The organism is Streptomyces sp. NPDC021093 (genome assembly GCF_044333135.1).
GTDB lineage: Bacteria > Actinomycetota > Actinomycetes > Streptomycetales > Streptomycetaceae > Streptomyces.
Window position 1 is genome coordinate 288,416 of sequence record NZ_JBIRQJ010000014.1, and the last position, 17,883, is coordinate 306,298.

Annotated in this window: 17 protein-coding genes; 7 read left to right on the forward strand and 10 right to left on the reverse strand. The window is 71.6% G+C overall.

The annotated features are described in order from the left end of the window. Positions 1–14: 14 nt before the first annotated feature. Positions 15–1,637, forward strand: coding sequence for a DUF2079 domain-containing protein (locus tag ACH4SP_RS36505; protein WP_398421658.1), 1,623 nt, complete (start codon positions 15–17; stop codon positions 1,635–1,637). A gap of 36 nt (positions 1,638–1,673) precedes the next feature. Here ACH4SP_RS36505 and ACH4SP_RS36510 read toward each other — a convergent pair whose 3' ends face one another. The 5 genes from ACH4SP_RS36510 to ACH4SP_RS36530 all read right to left on the reverse strand — a co-directional run bounded on the left by ACH4SP_RS36510 (position 1,674) and on the right by ACH4SP_RS36530 (position 7,235). After that, a complete protein-coding gene (locus tag ACH4SP_RS36510; protein WP_398421660.1) occupies positions 1,674–2,429 on the reverse strand; it encodes an ANTAR domain-containing protein in 756 nt (251 codons plus the stop codon). Positions 2,430–2,535: 106 nt separating this feature from the next. Continuing rightward, on the reverse strand, positions 2,536–3,417 hold the full coding sequence (locus ACH4SP_RS36515) for an ANTAR domain-containing protein (protein ID WP_398421661.1): 882 nt from the start codon (positions 3,415–3,417) through the stop codon (positions 2,536–2,538). A 23-nt stretch (positions 3,418–3,440) separates the two neighbouring features. Then, the gene (locus ACH4SP_RS36520) at positions 3,441–5,318 is read right to left on the reverse strand and encodes a CheR family methyltransferase (protein ID WP_398421663.1); all 1,878 of its coding nucleotides are present in this window, start codon (positions 5,316–5,318) and stop codon (positions 3,441–3,443) included. A 47-nt stretch (positions 5,319–5,365) separates the two neighbouring features. After that, positions 5,366–5,980, reverse strand: coding sequence for a chemotaxis protein CheB (locus ACH4SP_RS36525; RefSeq protein WP_398421665.1), 615 nt, complete (start codon positions 5,978–5,980; stop codon positions 5,366–5,368). Positions 5,981–6,281: 301 nt separating this feature from the next. Beyond that, entirely contained in the window at positions 6,282–7,235 is a 954-nt protein-coding gene (locus ACH4SP_RS36530) for a LysR family transcriptional regulator (protein WP_398421667.1), read from the reverse strand. A gap of 281 nt (positions 7,236–7,516) precedes the next feature. On the opposite strand from ACH4SP_RS36530, the gene snpA reads away from it, so the two are divergent. Beyond that, complete coding sequence (snpA, locus tag ACH4SP_RS36535) at positions 7,517–8,155, forward strand: snapalysin (RefSeq protein WP_398421669.1); 639 nt, start codon at positions 7,517–7,519, stop codon at positions 8,153–8,155. An 85-nt stretch (positions 8,156–8,240) separates the two neighbouring features. Here snpA and ACH4SP_RS36540 read toward each other — a convergent pair whose 3' ends face one another. After that, positions 8,241–9,038, reverse strand: coding sequence for a DUF6304 family protein (locus tag ACH4SP_RS36540; RefSeq protein WP_398421670.1), 798 nt, complete (start codon positions 9,036–9,038; stop codon positions 8,241–8,243). A gap of 96 nt (positions 9,039–9,134) precedes the next feature. Continuing rightward, positions 9,135–9,722, reverse strand: coding sequence for a dihydrofolate reductase family protein (locus ACH4SP_RS36545; RefSeq protein WP_398421672.1), 588 nt, complete (start codon positions 9,720–9,722; stop codon positions 9,135–9,137). Between the two features lie 155 nt (positions 9,723–9,877). Here ACH4SP_RS36545 and ACH4SP_RS36550 point away from each other — a divergent pair, with 155 nt between their 5' ends. Next, positions 9,878–10,459 carry a TetR/AcrR family transcriptional regulator gene (locus ACH4SP_RS36550; protein ID WP_398421674.1) on the forward strand — a complete coding sequence of 194 codons (582 nt, stop codon included), beginning with the start codon at positions 9,878–9,880 and terminating at the stop codon, positions 10,457–10,459. A gap of 114 nt (positions 10,460–10,573) precedes the next feature. On the opposite strand, the gene ACH4SP_RS36555 is transcribed toward ACH4SP_RS36550, so the two are convergent. From ACH4SP_RS36555 to ACH4SP_RS36565, 3 genes are all read right to left on the reverse strand, one after another. Next, positions 10,574–11,167, reverse strand: a complete 594-nt coding sequence (locus ACH4SP_RS36555; RefSeq protein WP_398421676.1) for a GNAT family N-acetyltransferase — start codon at positions 11,165–11,167, stop codon at positions 10,574–10,576. Between the two features lie 163 nt (positions 11,168–11,330). Continuing rightward, the gene (locus tag ACH4SP_RS36560; RefSeq protein ID WP_398421678.1) at positions 11,331–12,386 is read right to left on the reverse strand and encodes a family 2 encapsulin nanocompartment cargo protein polyprenyl transferase; all 1,056 of its coding nucleotides are present in this window, start codon (positions 12,384–12,386) and stop codon (positions 11,331–11,333) included. A gap of 141 nt (positions 12,387–12,527) precedes the next feature. Further along, positions 12,528–13,940 (reverse strand): family 2B encapsulin nanocompartment shell protein, encoded by a 1,413-nt coding sequence (locus ACH4SP_RS36565; protein ID WP_398421679.1) that lies wholly within the window; start codon positions 13,938–13,940, stop codon positions 12,528–12,530. Positions 13,941–14,211: 271 nt separating this feature from the next. On the opposite strand from ACH4SP_RS36565, the gene ACH4SP_RS36570 reads away from it, so the two are divergent. From ACH4SP_RS36570 to ACH4SP_RS36585, 4 genes are all read left to right on the forward strand, one after another. Further along, positions 14,212–14,655 (forward strand): RrF2 family transcriptional regulator, encoded by a 444-nt coding sequence (locus ACH4SP_RS36570; RefSeq protein ID WP_398421681.1) that lies wholly within the window; start codon positions 14,212–14,214, stop codon positions 14,653–14,655. A 148-nt stretch (positions 14,656–14,803) separates the two neighbouring features. Continuing rightward, complete coding sequence (locus ACH4SP_RS36575; RefSeq protein ID WP_398421683.1) at positions 14,804–15,982, forward strand: globin domain-containing protein; 1,179 nt, start codon at positions 14,804–14,806, stop codon at positions 15,980–15,982. 200 nt (positions 15,983–16,182) lie between these two features. Then, the gene (locus tag ACH4SP_RS36580; RefSeq protein ID WP_398421685.1) at positions 16,183–16,773 is read left to right on the forward strand and encodes an N-acetylmuramoyl-L-alanine amidase; all 591 of its coding nucleotides are present in this window, start codon (positions 16,183–16,185) and stop codon (positions 16,771–16,773) included. Positions 16,774–16,872: 99 nt separating this feature from the next. After that, positions 16,873–17,763, forward strand: coding sequence for a 1-aminocyclopropane-1-carboxylate deaminase/D-cysteine desulfhydrase (locus ACH4SP_RS36585; protein ID WP_398421687.1), 891 nt, complete (start codon positions 16,873–16,875; stop codon positions 17,761–17,763). The last annotated feature ends 120 nt before the right edge of the window (positions 17,764–17,883 follow it).

Here is a 17,883-nt window from a genome sequence, read left to right on the forward strand (position 1 = left end):
TACGAGTGGGGAGCATGGTGGGGTCTGCGGTGCGGAAGAAGGAGCCGGAGTCCGGGCAAATACCCGGGCGCGGGACCGGGGCCGGGACCGGAGCCACCGCTTCGTACCCCCGGGGCGAACGCCTCCTCACCGCGCTCCGGGAGCGGATCCCCGGCCCCCGAACGCTGGCGTGGTCGCTCACCGCACTCTTCTTCGTGCTCTATTCCACCGTGGCGATTCTCCGCAACGACCGCATGCTCAACGGCGGATTCGATGTCGGGATATTCGAGCAGGCCATCAAGGCCTATTCGCTCGGGCAGGCCCCTGTCGTCGAGTTGAAGGGGCCGGGGTTCAATCTCCTCGGGGACCATTTCCATCCGATTCTGGTACTCGTGGCGCCGTTCTACCGGCTCTTCCCGAGTACGGAAACCCTTCTCGTCGTGCAGTCCGCGCTGCTCGCCCTCGCTGTTCTTCCGCTGACGCGCTGGGCCCACCGTGCCGTCGGGCCGGTCGCCGCGCTGGTGGTGGGGTGCGGGGTCGGGGCGTCCTGGGGGATCGTCTCGGCGGCGGCCAAGGACTTCCACGAGATCGCGTTCGCGGTGCCGCTGCTGGCGTTCAGCGCGGTGGCGCTGGGGCAGCGGAGGTGGTGGGCGGGGGCGCTGTGGGCCGCGCCGCTCCTCCTCGTCAAGGAGGACCTCGGGCTGACGCTGTCCGCCGTCGGCGCGTACATCGCCTGGCAGGCGGTACGGGAGAGGCGGGGAGCAGGCCGCTCGGTGGCGGGACGGCGGGAAGCGGAATCGCCCGCGCCAACGACCGGGGTCAATTCGCGCCTCTGGCTGGGAATTTCCACCATTCTCCTCGGCGTCATCGGTACCGCCCTGGAAATTCTCGTCCTTCTCCCCGCGATGAGTCCCACCGGCGGATTCGCGTACTGGGGACAAATACCGGGCGACGGGGCGTCGTCGTCCGGCTCCGGAAATGTGCTGACCCTCGCTCTCGGCGTTTTCTGGCCGCCGATGAAATACCTGCTGCTGCTCATGCTGGCGGCGCCGGTCGCCTTCTTCGGCGTACGTTCTCCGCTGCTGCTGCTCTGCGTACCGACCCTCGGCTGGCGGTTCGTGGCGGGCAACGAGCACTACTGGCAGCCGGGGTTCCACTACAGCGCGATCCTGATGCCGGTGCTGTTCGCCGGTTTCGTGGATGTGCTCAGCCGGCGGAAGGACCTGCTGCCCGGCGTACGGCGGCGGCGCGCGCTCGCCTTCTCCGCGGCCTTCACCGCGGTCACGGCCGCCGTCTACCCCCTCCACGACCTCGTCCTCCCGTCCGCCTGGCGCACCCCGGAGCACGTCGTCGTCGCACGTCAGATCCTCGACCGGATCCCGGACGGCGACACCGTCGCCTCCTCCAACCGCCTCGCGCCGCTGCTCACTTCGCGTACGACCGTGAGCCTGGTCTGTTACGGGACCGGGCCCGACCCCGCCGCCCCGACCGGCCTGCCCGCGAACCCGCCGCAGTGGGTGGTCTCGGACCGCACCGACCCCACCGTCAAGGTCCCCTGCCCGATCGCCCGCACCGAACGCATGCTGCGCCTCTACCGCGAGCACGGCTACGTACAGGTGACGGAACAGGACGGCATCACCCTGCTGCGCAGGCCGTAGCGGCGCGGGGCGGCCCCGAGTCGGCAGGACGCCGTGTCAGCGTGCCGAAGGCCGGTTCAGTGCACTGGGCGGTCCCGGTCGCAACCGGCCCTCCACCACGTCGCGCGCCGTGTCGTGGATCTTGCGCTGGTGCGCGCGGGCATGCCCGCGCAGGACGGCGAACGCTTCGTCCATGGGGAGCGCAAGCCTGGCAGCGAGGATGCCCTTGGCCTGCTCGATGACCAGCCTGCTGGTCAGTGCCTGCTCCAGCTGCGCCGTCCTGACCCGGCTCGCGCTCAGCTCCCGCTCCCGGAGCACGGAGATCGCGGCCGCGTCCGCCAGGCACCGTCCGAGAGCCAGCACGCCCGACGCAAGGGCGTGCGGGTCGGTGCACAACAGGACGAGTGCGCCCACGACTTCGTCACCCTGGCGCAGTGGGATCGCGCCGGCCCGGGCGTAACCCCGCTCCCGAGCCTCGGGGGCGTATCGCGGCCAGCGCGCGTCGGCCGGCGGTCCGTCGAGCGGGACATCGAGGCTCGCGCCGCCCCGGAGACAGTCGGGTCCTGGGCCCTCCTGCCAGTCGACGGCGAGCCTCACCAGGGTTTCGGCCTGTGGGTCCGACGCGGCGACCCTGGCGGGCCGGGTGCCGGCGGGGGCGAGGAACACCGCCGCGGCGTGCACGTCGAGAAGTCCGACCGTGCTGTCGGCGAGCATGGTCAGGAACGTCAGGACGTCGTGGGAGTCGTCGAGCGCGCCGATGGCCTCCGCGATCGTCACGAAGGTGCGGGCGACTCGCTGTGCCGACGTGGTCATCGTGTCCGCCCCCTGCTCTGAGTTCCTCACACAACCCGCCTTGCCTCCTGCGGCAGTTGACACCCACTGGCGGCCACAGCGCCGGGTGCTGGTCGCCCCGCAGGCCTCAGTCAACACCGAACAGGCCGAGACGGAGTCGCAAAGAGCCGGAAACGATCTGCGCTGCGACAGATTCGGCTGATTCCCCTACCGCGAAGGCTCGCGCCTTGATCAGCGCCAGGGCGTCCTCGACCGGACACCGCACCTGCTCCGAGAGTACCCCGGCCGCCTGGTGCACAACGGCCCGCAGATCCGCGCCGCCGTACAGACCGGGGTCCGCGTCGGGCCCCAGCAGCACCCCGCCCGCCAGCGTCGCCGCCATCTCTTCGAGGACCCCGCCCTCGGCGACGCCGGGCCGGGGGTCGAAGACGGTGAGTGCCCCGATGCAGCCGGAGGGCGCGGTCAGCGGAAAGGCGACGACCGCGGTCAGTCCCAGACCGGCCAGCCCCGCGCCGTACCCGGGCCACCGCTGCTCGACGGCCGCGCCGGAGGCGGCGACGGGAAGCCGCCCGCCCACGGCGTCCCGGGCCGGGCCTGACCCCAGTACGTACTCCAGGTCCTGGGCTCCACGGGCCGGTGGGTCGGATGCGGCGACTGCGATCTGGCTCAGGTCGACGCCGACGAGGGTGAGCGCGACACTTCGGGTCCCGCAGGCGTCCGCGACCTCGGCCATGAACAGGGGGCGGTCACCGCTGCCGGCCGACCACTGCGCCGCGCGCACGGCGAAGGACTTCTGGAGCTGGGCCGCCGTCCGATGGCGGACAGCGACCTTGCGGTGCATATCGGCCATGGCCGTGTGGAAGGGGAGTCCGGTCTCCGCCGCGAGCCGCTCGTGCCGTTCGACGAGGAGCATCTGACGAGCCTCCCGGGCGGCTGCCAGGGCCGCGCGGTGACGTGCGGCCCCTGCCAGGTCTCCTGCCGCTTCCGGGTTCCCACCCTGTGCCGTCATGCGCACAGCGTACGTCCGCCGGGTCAGTCGGCGGTGTCGTGCGGGACATCTTCCATCAGCAGGACCACTCCGCCGTTGTGGCCGTCGAACGGGGAGCAGGTGACCAAGCAGTTGATGCTGCGGCCGATGCGGTTGACGGCGGGAATGCTGAGGGGCTTGGAGCGCTCTCCTGAGGCGATGCACTGCTGGATGACCTCGCGGAGTTCGGTGGTCGGCAGGCCGAAGTCCAGGGCGAAGAAGTTCTCGTCGACGACCTCGTCGACGCGCAGGCCCCACAGTCCGATGGCGCCCCGGTTCCAGCTCTTCACCCGCATGTTCGCGGAGAGGACGATCACGCCGGCGGCGATGGAGCCGACGACTCCCTCCAGGAAGGCGCGGGCCTCGTCGAGATCGGCGGTGCGCAGCCGCATCTCGTCGTTCATGGTTTCCAGTTCCTCGTGCCCGGACTGGAGTTCCTCGTTGGTGGTCTCCAACTCCTCGTTGGTCGACTGGAGTTCCTCGTTGGTGGTCTCCAACTCCTCGATGGAGGACTGGAGTTCCTCGTTGGTGGTCTCCAACTCCTCGTTGGTCGACTGAAGTTCCTCGTACGCGGTCTCCAGGTCCTCCCGGACGCGCTTGACCTCGGCCTTGAGCTGGGTGGCCAGGGTGACGTCGATGAAGGTGATGTTGACGGCGACGGGCAGACCGGGGCCGCCGGAGATCGGCTGGATGAGGACGTCGAAGTACTGCACCATGTCGCCCAGGTGGCGCTCGGCGCCGTTCACGCGCAGGGTACGGCGCTCGTGCGTGGCCTGGTCGATGAGGGAGCGGAGCTCGATGGGACGGTAGGAGAGCTCCAGGTCCTGGAAGGGACGGCCCATGTCGTGGGCGGTCAGCCCGAACCGCGCCCGCGCCTGGCTGTTGATCATGACGACTGCGCCTTCCGCGTCCAGGGCCACCCCGGCGCTGGGGGCGGCGTCCAGGATGAGGTCGCGGAGTTGGCGGGTCCGGGTCGCCTCGCGCATCTCCGTACCGATTCCCGTACTTGCTCTGATCTTGGGGGCGGCGGGGGTGTACGGCGTGCTGTCGCCACCCGAACGGCGACGGAAGATCCGCTGGCGGATGCTGACCGCCTCGAACCGCTCCGCGTCGTTGAGCAGCATCTCGGCCTTGCCGAGGAAGAGGTGGCCGCCTTCGCGCAGCGCGAAGTGGAAGCGGTCGACGATCTGCGTCTGGGCCTCGACGTTGAAGTACATCAGGGTGTTGCGGCAGACCAGCAGGTCCAGCCGGGAGATCGGGGCGTCCCGGGTGATGTCGTGCCGGCCGAAGATCACCCGGCGCCGCAGGTCCGGCCGGAAGACGTACTTGGCGCCGCTCTGCTCGAAGTAGCGCTCGCGCAGTTCGGTGGGGAGGGGTTCCAGGGACTTCGCGGAGTACAGCCCGGAGCGGGCCTCGCGCAGCGCCTCCTCGTCGATGTCGGTGGCGTAGATCTTGACCCGGTTCAGGGACTCCTCGACGCCGAGGACCTCCGCGAACATGATGGCCAGCGAGAACGCCTCCTCTCCGCTGGAGCAGCCCGCGCTCCACACCCGGATCTCGGAGTCGCTCCCGGCCTCTTCGACGATCTGCGGGACGACCTCGCGCTGGAGCATGTCCCAGGCGCCGGGGTCGCGGAACACCGAGGTGACGTTGATGAGGATGGTGTTGAACAGCGTCCGGAACTCACCGGTGTCGGTCTCCAGCAGGTCACGGTAGTCCGCGTATCCCTGGACGCCGACGTCCACCATCCGCTTGCGGATGCGCCGCCCCAGCGTGGACCGCTTGTAACCGGTGAAGTCGAATCCGCGGGCGTCGCGGAGGAAGTGGAGCAGTTCCTCCAGCCCCTGGTCGGCCCCTGGACCCGCAACCGGCTCTCTCGTCACTGCTCACTGCCTCTGGTGTGTGATCGGTCGACCGGTGCGACCGGTCGTTACGTGGCCGCTGCCGCACCCACAAGAGCGCGCAGTTCCGCCGCGAGGTCCTCTAGAGGTAGCACACGGTCGACGGCACCGGTCGCGACCGCTGCGGACGGCATCCCGTCGAATTCGGCGCTCGCGGGGTCCTCGGCGAGGACGGTCCCGCCCACCCCCTTGACCCTGACCACTCCCTCCGCACCGTCCACGCCCGTACCGGTGAGCACGCAGGCGAGGGCGCGTGAGCCGTAGGACTCGGCGACGGAGGCGAAGAGGAGATCGGCCGAGGGGCGTACGAAGTGCACGAGTTCGGTGAAGGACAGCCTCACCGTGCCGCAGGCGCCGACCAGCAGATGCCGATCGGGCGGCGCCACGTACACCTGCCCCGGCCTGATCCGCTCCCCCGCCTCGGCGAGCTTCACGGGCAGCGTGGAGCGCCGGGCCAGCACCTCGGCGATGAAGGTACGGTGCTTGCGGTCGAGATGCTGTACGACGACGACAGGCACCGGGAAATCACCCCCGAGCCCGCCGAGCAGCACCCCGAGCCCCCGGATCCCACCGGCGGACGAGGCGACCGCCAGGACGGCGTACGGCGGCTGTGCCTGGTCAGGTACGCGCTGCGGTGCCGTCACACCGCAAGCGTATCGGACGGGTCCGCGCAGGAGCCGGGCCGGAATCGGTCCTCGTGTGCGGGTCATGTACAGGTCGGACCGGGACGCCCCGGGGGTTGCGCGGAACCGGTCGGCAGCTCCGCGGCCCGGCAGCGGTCGGTGGGCCCCGGAATTTTCTCTTCCCCGTACGCATGACCCGCCCGCCGCCGGGCACGTGAGCGTACGAGGGCCCCGCCACGTTCCCCCGTCGTGGCGGGGCCCCTTCGCGTCCGCCCCTTCGCTTCCGGCACGTCGCTCCCGCCCCGCTGCTCCCTGCCGCGTGCTACGCCCCCACCAGCGGACTCCCCGCCCGCTCCAGCCACTCGCGGTACCCGGCCGCCCGCAGCGCCGCGTCGCGGTAGGCGGCCTCCAGGTCCGCGTACAGGAGCGGGAGTTCGGCGAGTCCCGGGCGGGCCGCCAGGAACAGGCGGACGCCCAGGGGGTCGTCGCGGAGGGGGCGGATGGCCATGTCGTCGCGCGGGCCCGAGGTGGGCTGGCAGGGGGCCACCGCCTCGCCTATGACGATCAGGGAGGAGGCGGTGAGGTAGTCGCCGTGCAGGAGCGGCGGGTCGAGTCCCGCGGCGGTCAGGACGCGGCGCAGGCCGTCGCGTTCGCCGTCCACGCTGGGGTCGACCATCCAGCGGTCGGCGGCCAGGTCGGCGAGGTCCACGACGGAGGCGGCGGCGGCCGGGTGGTCCAGCGGGAGCGAGACGAACTGGGGCTCCCGGTCCAGGAGTACCCGTATGTCGAGGCCCGGGGGGACACGGAGGGGGCAGCCCTCGACCTCGTGCACGAAGGCCACGTCGAGGGTGCCGCAGGCCACCATGCGCAGGAGGGCGTTGGCCGACACGTCGACGTGCAGGCTGGTGCCGGTGTCGGGGAGGCGCAGCCGGAGTCTTCGCAGCCAGCCCGCGACGACCCGGCTCGCGGTGGAGCCGATGCGCAGGGACGGGCCCTCACCCAGCGTACGGGCGGCCTCGGCGCGGGTCTCCGTGATGAGTTCGGTCATGCCGTCGACCAGGGGGCGGGCCCGGGCGAGGAGGGACTGGCCGAGCGGGGTGGGGCGGCAGCCGGTCCTGCGGCGGGAGAAGAGCTCGGCGCCCAGGGAGTTCTCGATGCGGCGCAGCTGGGTGGTCAGGGACGGCTGGCTCATGCCGAGGGTGCGGGCGGCCTTGTGCAGACTGCCCGCGTCGGCGATCGCGCACAGTGCACGAAGATGTCGCACCTCCAGCTCCATGGGGGTGAGAGTAGAGCTGCACCACGGCGCGCACCAGATGTTCTTCTGGTGGTCATGGGGTCAAGTGGCTGGAATTCAGCCTGAGTTGAGGGGGTGTGGTGGGGTGTGGCGGGGTGCGGAAGCAGCGCCGGCGGTCACCGGGAAGGCCCGGGTCGGGGGATGTCACCGTGCTATCACCGGTTGACATCATCCGCAGCGCCCTCCCGCTCCCCCACACTCTCCCCAGTCCCACCCACGCCCGGACCCACCGGGCCACGGACAAGCAGGGAGAACCCCCCACCATGAGACACCCCCGCGCCCTCCTCGCCACCGCTCTCGGCCTCGGCCTCGCCGCCGTCGGCGCCGCACCCGTCGCGAACGCCACCACGAGCGCCCCGGCGTCCACGGGTTCGTACGCCTCGTACATCTCGTACGAGCAGTCCAAGGAGAACGCCGCCGCCACCAAGGCGTTCCAGCAGGCCGTCATGAAGTCGGTCCGCGAGCAGCGGGCCGCCAACCCCGGCATCAAGGTCGTGACGGTGCGCTACAACGCATCCGCAGCCCCGACCTTCCGTTCGCAGATAGCCAGCTCCACCCAGATCTGGAACAGCTCCGTCAGCAACGTGAAGCTCCAGGAGACCACCTCCGGCGCCAACTTCACGTACCGCGAGGGCAATGACTCGCGCGGCTCCTACGCCAGCACGGACGGTCACGGCCGCGGCTACATCTTCCTGGACTACCGGCAGAACCAGCAGTACAACTCCACCCGCGTGACCGCCCACGAGACCGGTCACGTCCTGGGCCTCCCGGACCACTACTCCGGCCCGTGCAGCGAGTTGATGTCGGGCGGCGGCCCCGGCACGTCCTGTCAGAACCCCAACCCGAACGCCCAGGAGCGCGCCCGGGTGAACCAGCTGTGGGCGAACGGGCTGGTCGGCTAGTCCCTTCCCCCCGTCACCCCTGGATGCGCCCGTACGGCCTCGGCCGTACGGGCGCACTTCCTTCTGCGCGGAGAGGTCGAAGGCGTCAGCCCGCGAAGGCCTGTGGTGGCTTGAAATCCCCCTGTACGTGCGCGAGTTCGGCCCGCGGCGCGGGGAACGCACCCCGGTGTCCGGTCCCCGCGCCCGCGTCGGGCCTGCGTTCGAAGTCGGGGCAGCGGTGGGTCTCCTGGACGGTGCCCGAGCTGCTGCCCCAGAGGTCGAGGAGGGCGCCCCGGTCCTCGACCGCGCGGTACGCGTCCTTGGCGTCCCTGAAGCAGGTCAGCGCACCGAAGAAGCCGGTGACGGGACTTCGGGTACCCGTCATGGGGCTGCCGGGAACGCCCGCGCCGCCCGAACTGCCGGGAAAGTAGTCGGAGAAGGCGCACGAGAGGCACGACTTGAGGTAGCTGCCGGAGGGGAGCTGGCGCTGGATCTCGGCGAGGGCGTCCGCGAAGTCGCCCGAAGCCTGCCCGGACAGGAACAGCGCGCCGTCGAAGTGCAGGGCGAGCCCGAGGTGCAGGCGGTCGAGGCCGGGGCCGTCGGCTGCCGGGCGGCCGAGGGTGAGCAGACAGCGCAGGACGGCGCGGTGGACCGTCCCGTCGTCGTACACCGGCATCGGTATGTCCCACTCCAGGACGCAGCCGCACAGCGAGCCCTGCGGGGCGAGCGTGAACAGGCCCTCGTCCGGGGGCTCTTCCGGCACCGGGCGCAGCCCGTCGAAGCTCTCGCCGGCGAACTCGGCCTCTCCGATGCGGGCGCGCAGCCGCTGCCCGTCCGTGCTGATGGTGAGGGCTTGCGTACCGGCGCGATGGCGGTACCAGCCGACCCATGACTCTCCTGTCATGGGCGGGACTTTAGTGCGTCGACAGGGCCCACCGATCATGCGTCGACGGGGACGGCCGCCGCCGGGAGCTCCGGGCGGCGGCCGTCCGGGTCCGGGTCACCGGGCCGTGCGGTACGTCGTGACGGTCGCACCGTTGCCGAACGCACGGCAGGAGGTCAACTCGTAACGGCGCAGGGCGAATCCGGCCGAGGCGAACGGGACGCCGGAGCCGAGCAGCACCGGGTACGTCTTGACGATCAGCTCGTCGATCTCGTCGATCAGCGCGCCCGCGAGGTCGCCGCCGCCGCAGAGATAGATGTCGAGTTCGCTGTCCTCGGCCTTCAACTCCCGCACCTTTCCGACCAGATCGCCGGAGATCATCTCGACGTCCGGGTCCGGCGATGCGGTGAGGGAGCGGGAGGCGACGTACTGCCGCAGGTGGCCGTACGGGCTGGTGACGTCCATGTCGAGGGCCACCTGGTAGCTCTTGCGGCCCTGGATGATGGTGTCGAAGCGGGTCAGCGGCTTGGCGTCCATGCCGACGGCCTTGCGGGCGGCCGTCGGAACGGTGTCCCCGAACTCACCGAACAGGGTGGCGGGGAAGTCGCCGGTCAGCCACTGCTCGAAGAACGCGCCGTCCCCGGTGTCGGGGTGGCCGATGAAGCCGTCGATGGAGGTGGCGATGAGGTAGGTGAGCTTGCGCAAGCGGAATCCTTTGCCGAGGTGATGTGGCAGGCGGTGCGCCGTAACCACGACGGCTATAGTGCTTCAGGTGTAGTGGTTACGCAAGCCCCTTCCAGAGAAGAGTTTTCGCGGACGCTCCGGTTCGAGAAAGCTCCGAGAGAAAGCAGAGACCCGCCATGGCCCGGAACCCCCAGCGCCGAACCGCCCTGCTGGACGCCTCCATCGAGGTGCTCGCCGCCGAAGGAGCGCGCGGGCTGACCTTCCGCGCCGTCGACGCCCGCGCCGGCGTCCCCACCGGCACCTCGTCCAACTACTTCGCCGACCGCGACGCGCTGCTCGCCCAGACCGCGGTGCGCGTCAACGAGCGGATGGTCCCGGACCCCGCCACCGTCGCCGGCCTGATGGCCCCCGAGCCGTCCCGGGCACTGATGGCGGACCTCATGCGCGATCTCGTACGCCGCATGGTCGCCGAGCGCTCCGGCTACCTCGCGATGCTGGAACTGCGGCTCGAAGCGACCCGGCGGCCCGGCCTGCGCGAGGAGCTGAACCGGACCGTCCGCAAGCAGTACGACGAGAACCTCGACTTCCACCTGGCGTCCGGGCTGCCGGGCGACGCGGACACCATGCGGGTGCTCTACCTGGCCATGAGCGGGCTGCTGGTCGAGCACTTCACGCTGCCCGAGATGCTGTCCGACACCCCCGAGGCACTGGACGCGCTCGTGGAGACGGTGGTGCGGCGGATCGTGCCGGCCGAGTGAACCGGACGGGCCGGGAGCGGGGTCGGCACATGAGCCGGACGGGCCGGGAGCGGGGTCGGCACAGCGGGCACAGCGGGGTCGGCACAGCGGGCACGGCGGGCACGGCCCGCGGGATCAGCCCCGCGGGTCCCGCCACATCGGGTACATCAGCGGCCCGCCGCCGGGCAGCCGGATCGGCTCCCCCAGGCCGGTGAAGCCGAGGCGCCAGTACAGCTCCCGGCTGCGCCCGCTGCTCGCCTCCAGGTACGCACCCGTGTCCTCGCGGTCGCAGCGCTCCAGGACGGGGGCCATCAGGGCCGTGCCCAGGCCCTCGCCCTGCCGCCCCGGGGCCACCGCGATCATCCACAGGTAGGCGTGTGCCCGGTGGTGCGGGTGGGCCGCCGAGGTCAGCGTGGCGACCTGTTCGATGCGCTCGTTGTCCGGGTCGATGGCCGCACGCAGTCTCGCGGGCCCGTCATGGGGCTCCGGCTGCCCCGCCGGGGTGTCCAGCCAGAGCGCGGCGGCCGAACCGTCCTCCGTCATCTCCACCCGCCCGTGTTCGAGGACGACGTCCAGGAAGGCGCCCATGAGCAGCGGATGCACCCGCCTCTTGTGCGCCGCCCCGGGCAGGATCCAACTGCTCACCGGGTCGTCGTGGAAGGCCTCGTCCATCAGCCGCACCACCGTGCCCCGGTCCGCCGCCGTCGCCTGCCGTATTTGTACGCCCATGTCCGTCTCCGTATCACCACCGCGGCACAACTGTCGGACCTGATCCTAGAGTTGGCGGTACAGAGCGGGGCCCGCCGGTGGTACACCGGCGGGCCCCGTCCCTGCGTCCGAGTGCGTACGTCCGAAGAGTCTCCGAAGAGTCAGCACGTGCGCCGCGTCGCGGTCAGCGCGTGCGCCGTGTCACGAACTCCGCGAGGGAGAGGAGTTCGTCCGCCGCACCGAGGTCCGGCACCGCCCGTGACAGGTGGTCCACGGCCCTGGCCATGCGGTCGGCGGCCTGGCTCTGTGCCCAGTCCCGGCCGCCGGCCCGCTCCACGGCGTCGGCGGCCCGCCGCACCGCGGCCTCGTCCATGGCGGGACCCCGGTAGAGCTCGGCCAGTTCGGCGGCGGCCGCGGATCCCGAGGCCATCGCCGCCACGACGGGCAGCGACTTCTTGTGGGCGGCCAGATCGGCACCGGCGGGCTTGCCGGTGTGCGCCGGGTCGCCCCAGATGCCGATCAGGTCGTCGATCAGCTGGAAGGCGAGGCCCGCCTCGCGGCCGAAGGCGTCCATCGCCTCGACCTCCTCTTCCCCGGCCCCCGCGTACAGCGCGCCGAGCGCGCACGCGCACCCGAGCAGTGCCCCGGTCTTGGCCTCGGCCATCGTCAGGCACTCGTCGATGGTGACGTCCTGCGGCGCCCGGTTCTCGAACGCGCAGTCCGCCTGCTGGCCCGCGCACAGTTCGATGATGCAGGCCGACAGCCGGGCGGACGCCCGTGCCGACGCCGGGTGCGGGTCCTCGGCGAGCACCCGCAGCGCCAGTGCGCACATCGCGTCGCCCACGATGATCGCGTCGGGGATGCCGAACACCGTCCAGGCCGTGGGCCGGTTCCGGCGGGTCGGGTCCTCGTCGATCACGTCGTCGTGCAGCAGGGTGAAGTTGTGCGCCAACTCCACTGCCGCCGCCGCTCGTTCGGCGTGCTGCGGGTCGCCGCCGAAGGCCCGCGCGGCGGCGAGGACGAGGGCGGGGCGCAGCGCCTTGCCGGAGGCCCCCGTGGACGGCGTGCCGTCCGCCTGCTCCCAGCCGAAGTGGTAGCGCGCGACCCGGCGGACCTGTCCGGGCAGCGAATCGACCGTCTCACGGAGCCGGGGACCGACGGCGGCTCTGGTGCGGGCGAGGAAGTCGACCGCGCCCTCCGAGCTGCCCGTGGAACCGTTCGCCGCTTGGGTCGTGGTCATCGTCAATGCCAACTCCTCCCGTAGCGGGGGGTGTTGAGCACCCATCGGCACTGCTCCGGTCGGCACCGCGCCGACGGCAACACCCCCACTCACCCCTTACCCCCTCGGGCCGTCCCCTCCTTGCACCCGTCTCCCCCGGGGCTACTTCCAGCGGCCGATCTCGACGCCCTCCAGCACGCCCAGCGCGTCCGGCACCAGCACCGCGGCCGAGTAGTACGCCGTCACCAGGTACGAGATGAGGGCCTGCTCGTCGATGCCCATGAAGCGGACCGACAGGCTCGGCTCGATCTCGTCCGGGATGCCGGCCTGCTGGAGTCCGATGACGCCCTGCTCGGCCTCGCCCGTACGCATGCAGATGATGGACGTCGTACGGGCGTCACTGATCGGGATCTTGTTGCACGGGAAGATCGGTACGCCGCGCCAGGCGGGGATCTGGTTCCCCGCGACCTCGACGGAGTCCGGGACCAGGCCCCGCTTGTTGAACTCGCGGCCGATCGCGGAGATCGCCCGCGGGTGCGCGAGGAAGAACTTGTTGCCACGCCGCCGCGACAGCAGTTCGTCCAGGTCGTCGGGGCTGGGGACGCCGTCGTGCGGCTGGATCCGCTGCCCGTAGTCGCAGTTGGCGAGGAGGCCGAACTCCTTGTTGTTGACCAGCTCGTCCTCCTGGCGCTCGCGCAGCGCCTCGACGGTGAGCCGCAACTGCTGCTCGGTCTGGTTCATCGGCTGGTTGTAGAGGTCCGCGACCCGGCTGTGCACCTTCAGCACGGTCTGGGCGACGGACAGTTCGTACTCGCGCGGCGCCGCGTCGTAGTCCACGAAGGTGTGCGGTACGAGGGCTTCGCCGACATGGCCCGCGGAGAGGTCGATGGGCGCCTCGCCGTACTGGTTGGTGCGCTGGCGCGGCAGGTCGCGGGTCGCCGCGAGGTGGTCGCGCAGCGAGTCCGCCCGGTCGGCGAGCGTGAGCACGTCGTTCCTGGTCAGTGCCAGTACGGTGCACGCGGTCGCGGCCTTCGCCGTGTATCCCCAGGAGGCGTCGGACTCGACGAGCGCCTGGTCGCCGAAGTACGAGCCGTCCGCGAGGGTGCCGAGCACCTGCTCCTCGCCGTACGGCCCGGCGCCGACCTTCTCGACCCGGCCGTGCGCCAGCAGGTAGACGGTGTCCGCGCTGTCCCCCTGCGTCGCGATCACGTCCCCCGCGGCGAACTCCCGCTGCTCGCAGCGGAGCGCGAGCTCGGCGAGCACATCCGCGTCCCCGAACGTCCGCAGCGCGGGCAGTTCGCCCAGCTCGGCGGGGATGACGGACACCCGGCCACCGGTCTGCACGAAGGTGACGCGGCCGTCGCCGACGGAGTAGCTCAGCCTTCGGTTGACCCGGTACGTACCACCCTGGACCTGCACCCAGGGAAGCATCCGCAGCAGCCACCGGGAGGTGATCTCCTGCATCTGCGGTGCGGACTTGGTGGTGGTCGCCAAGTTCCGCGCGGCGGCCGTACCGAGACTCTGCTGCGGCGGCGCCTGCTGTTCGCGGACCTCGGAACCTGCCTCGACCGACATCTGACTCCCTCTTCGAATCGTGCTCTTCGAATCGCGCGTTCTCGCAGCGTGTTGCGCATCGTGCGGGCGGCGCGTGCTGACCTGCGGCAGAAGCCTTTCAGCACCGGGAGTCGCGGCGCCATTACACAAAAGAGTGTGACTAGATCACCGGAGAAGGGGGAATCCCGCGCGACCGAATTGACTCCCGGCGCCTCCGAATTGACTCCCGGCGCCTCCGACGGCACCGCTCACTTAAGTTGCATTTGAGATGCAAGTTACTTAGCGTGAAGCCATGCGGCTGACGAGATTCACCGACCTGGCGCTCCGCGTACTGATGCGCCTGGCCGTCGAGAAGGGCGACCTGCCCACCACCCGCGAGGTGGCGACGGCCATGGAGATCCCGTACACGCACACCGCGAAGGTGGTCTCCCGGCTCCAGCACCTCGGCCTCGTCGAGGCGCGCAGGGGGCGCGGCGGCGGGCTCGCACTCACGGCGGCGGGCCGGTCGGCCTCGGTCGGCACAGTGGTCCGCACGCTCGAAGGACCCGGCGACGTGGTCGAGTGCGAGGGCGATACGCCGTGTCCGCTGCGGTCCGCGTGCACCTTGCGCGGGGCACTGCGCAGGGCCCAGGAGGCGTTCTTCGCAGCACTCGACCCGCTGACGGTGGACGAGCTGGTGACGGCGCCGACGGGGCCGCTGCTCCTTGGCCTCTCGGCGACGCGGCGCGACGACTGACCGGACCTCGCCCCACCCGCCCCCACCGTCCCGCACCGCCCCGGACCGCCCGGCACCGCACCGGCCAATTCCGGCCACCCTGGACCCCGTGTCCGCACACCTCAAAATACGACTCTCACATACCAATTAAGCTTCAGAGGAGCCCGGAATGCTTTCCGAGACCGCCACCGCGACCGTCCGCGCCACCCTCCCCGCCGTCGGCGCCGCCGTGGAGGACATCACCGCGCTCTTCTACGAGAAGCTGTTCGCCGCCCACCCCGAGCTGCTGCGCGACCTGTTCAACCGGGGCAACCAGGCGGCGGGCACCCAGCGCCAGGCCCTCGCGGGCTCGATCGCCGGCTTCGCGACGTACCTCGTGGAACGGCCCGAAGAGCGCCCGGACGCGATGCTGAGCCGCATCGCCCACAAGCACGCGTCGCTGGGCGTGAGCGCCGGTCAGTACAAGGTGGTCCACCAGCACCTCTTCGAGGCGATCGGGGAGGTGCTCGGCGACGCGGTGACGCCGGAGGTCGCCGCCGCCTGGGACGAGGTGTACTGGCTGATGGCCAACGCCCTGATCGCGATCGAGAACCGGCTGTACGCGGAGCACGGCGTCCTCAAGGGCGACACCTGGCGCGACTGGGAGGTGGTGGGGCGGACCGAGGAGACGGCCGACGTCGCCACCTTCCGGCTCCGCCCCGCGGACGGCGCCGCCGCCCCCGTCCACAGGCCGGGGCAGTACGTCTCCGTGCAGGTGGAACTCCCGGACGGCGCCCGCCAGATCAGGCAGTACAGCATCTCCTGCGCGCCCCGCTCCGCGCTCCGTACGATCGCGGTCAAGCGGATCGGCGACGGCGAGGTCTCCCAGCATCTGCACGCGCGCGTGCGCGAGGGCAGCCGGCTGCGCGTCTCCGCCCCGTACGGCGATCTGGTCCTTGAGGACGGCGACGCACCCCTCCTGCTCGCCTCCGCGGGCATCGGCTGCACCCCGATCCTGTCGATGCTGGAGCACCTGTCGGCGACCGGGCACACCTCCCCGGTGACGGTCGTGCACGCGGACCGCTCCCCCGCGACGCACCCCCTGCGCGAGGACCACGGGCTCCTCGTGGAGAAGCTCGCGACGGCCTCGGGCCACTTCTTCTACGAGCGTCCCGAGCCGGGCCACCCGGCCGACCGCACCGGGCTGGTGGACCTCTCCGGGGTGCACGTACCGGCGGGCACGCGCGCGTACCTGTGCGGGCCGCTGCCCTTCATGCGGGCGGTGCGGGAGCAGCTCCTGGCCAAGGGCGTACCGGCGGCGGACATCCACTACGAGGTGTTCGGCCCGGACCTGTGGCGGGCCGCGTAGGTCCGCACAGGAGGGCTGGTGTCCGGAGGACGGGTGTCCGGATCGGCTCGCTCGCCGTACGAGCGGGTGCCTGCGGACGCATGCGCTCCGGCTGCGAGCGGTATCAAGTACTCCGGAGCCGTTGACGCCGGCGGCCGGCCACGCCGGAAGCCCCACGCGCGGCCCCGGCCCATGCCTGCCGCTCAGCGAGGAGATCCCCCATGGCCACCCCCCTCACCGCCAACACGTTCCTGTCCGCACTGCGCGCCGAGGGGGTGACCGTCGTCGAGGTCGGCGACTGGCGCCACCACAACCGCAGCGGCCACGGCCCCTGGGGCCCGGTGCACGGCGTGATGATCCACCACACCGTCACCAAGGGCACCGCGGCCACCGTCCGGCTGTGCCGCGACGGCCACTCGACCCTGCCCGGCCCGCTGTGCCACGGCGTGATCGCCAAGGACGGCAAGGTCCACCTGGTCGGCTACGGCCGCGCCAACCACGCCGGACGCGGCGACGACGACGTACTGCGCGCGGTCATCGCCGAGAAGCGCCTGCCGCCGGACAACGAGGCCAACACCGACGGCAACCGGCACTTCTACGGCTTCGAGTGCGAGAACCTCGGCGACGGCAAGGACCCCTGGCCGGACGCCCAGCTCCAGGCCATCACCCGCGTCTCGGCCGCGATCTGCCGCGCCCACGGCTGGGGCGCACGCTCCGTCCTGGGCCACCTGGAGTGGCAGCCGGGAAAGGTCGACCCCCGCGGCTTCACGATGGAGTGGATGCGGGACAGAGTGCACGACCGCCTGAAGTGAGCCGGTCGGGGACGGGACACGGGGCAGCTGCCCGACAAGGGCCGGGGGCGGGACAAGGGGCAGCTGCCCGACAGGGGCCGGGGGCGGGACAATGAGCGGGTGCCCTCCGCTCTCCCGGGCCTGCGCCCGCAGCTGCCCTCGCCCCTGACCCCCGTCGAGGACGACCGCTTCGGCCGGCACGGCGTGCGGCTCCTGCTCAAGCGGGACGATCTGATCCATCCGGACCTCCCCGGCAACAAGTGGCGCAAGCTGGAACCCAATCTGCGGGCCGCGGCCGGCCGGCCCCTCCTCACCTTCGGCGGCGCCTACTCCAACCACCTGCGCGCCACCGCCGCCGCGGGCCGCCTCCTCGGTTTCCCCACCGTCGGCGTCGTGCGCGGCGACGAGCTGGCCGGACGGCCGCTCAACCCGTCGCTCGCCCAGTGCGCCGCCGACGGCATGCACCTGCGCTTCGTGTCCCGTACGGACTACCGCCGCCGCACCGACCCCGACTTCGTCGCCGGGCTCCTGCCCGGCACGCCCTTCCCCGAGGCGTACGTCGTCCCCGAGGGCGGCAGCAACGCAGCTGCCGCCCGGGGCTGCACGGCGCTCGGCCGGGAGCTCCACGGGGCGGCGGACGTCGTCGCGGTGGCCTGCGGGACGGGCGGCACGCTCGCGGGGCTTGCGGCCGGGCTGGCGCCGGAGCAGCGGGCGCTCGGCGTGCCGGTCCTCGCGGGCGGATTCCTGGGCGCGGAGGTCCGCGCGCTCCAGCACTCCGCGTTCGGCGGGCCGGCGGGCGACTGGGCCCTGGCGGACGGCTTCCACTTCGGCGGGTACGCCCGGACCCCGCCCGAACTCGTCGACTTCGCGGCGGACTTCGAGGGAAGGCACGGGATGCCGGTGGAGCGGGTGTACGTGGCCAAGATGCTGTACGCGCTGGTGGCACTGGTGGGGGACGGCGCGTTCCCCCGGGGCACCCGGCTGGTGGCGGTGGTGACGGGCCGCCCGTAGCCCGTAACCCTCAGCCCTCAGCCTCCTTGGGCAGCGGGGCCGCCCCCCGGGGGCAGTGGGGTCTCCCCTGCTCCTTAAGAGCTTGGCGGGGGTCCCCCCTGCTCGAACGAAGTTGAGAGC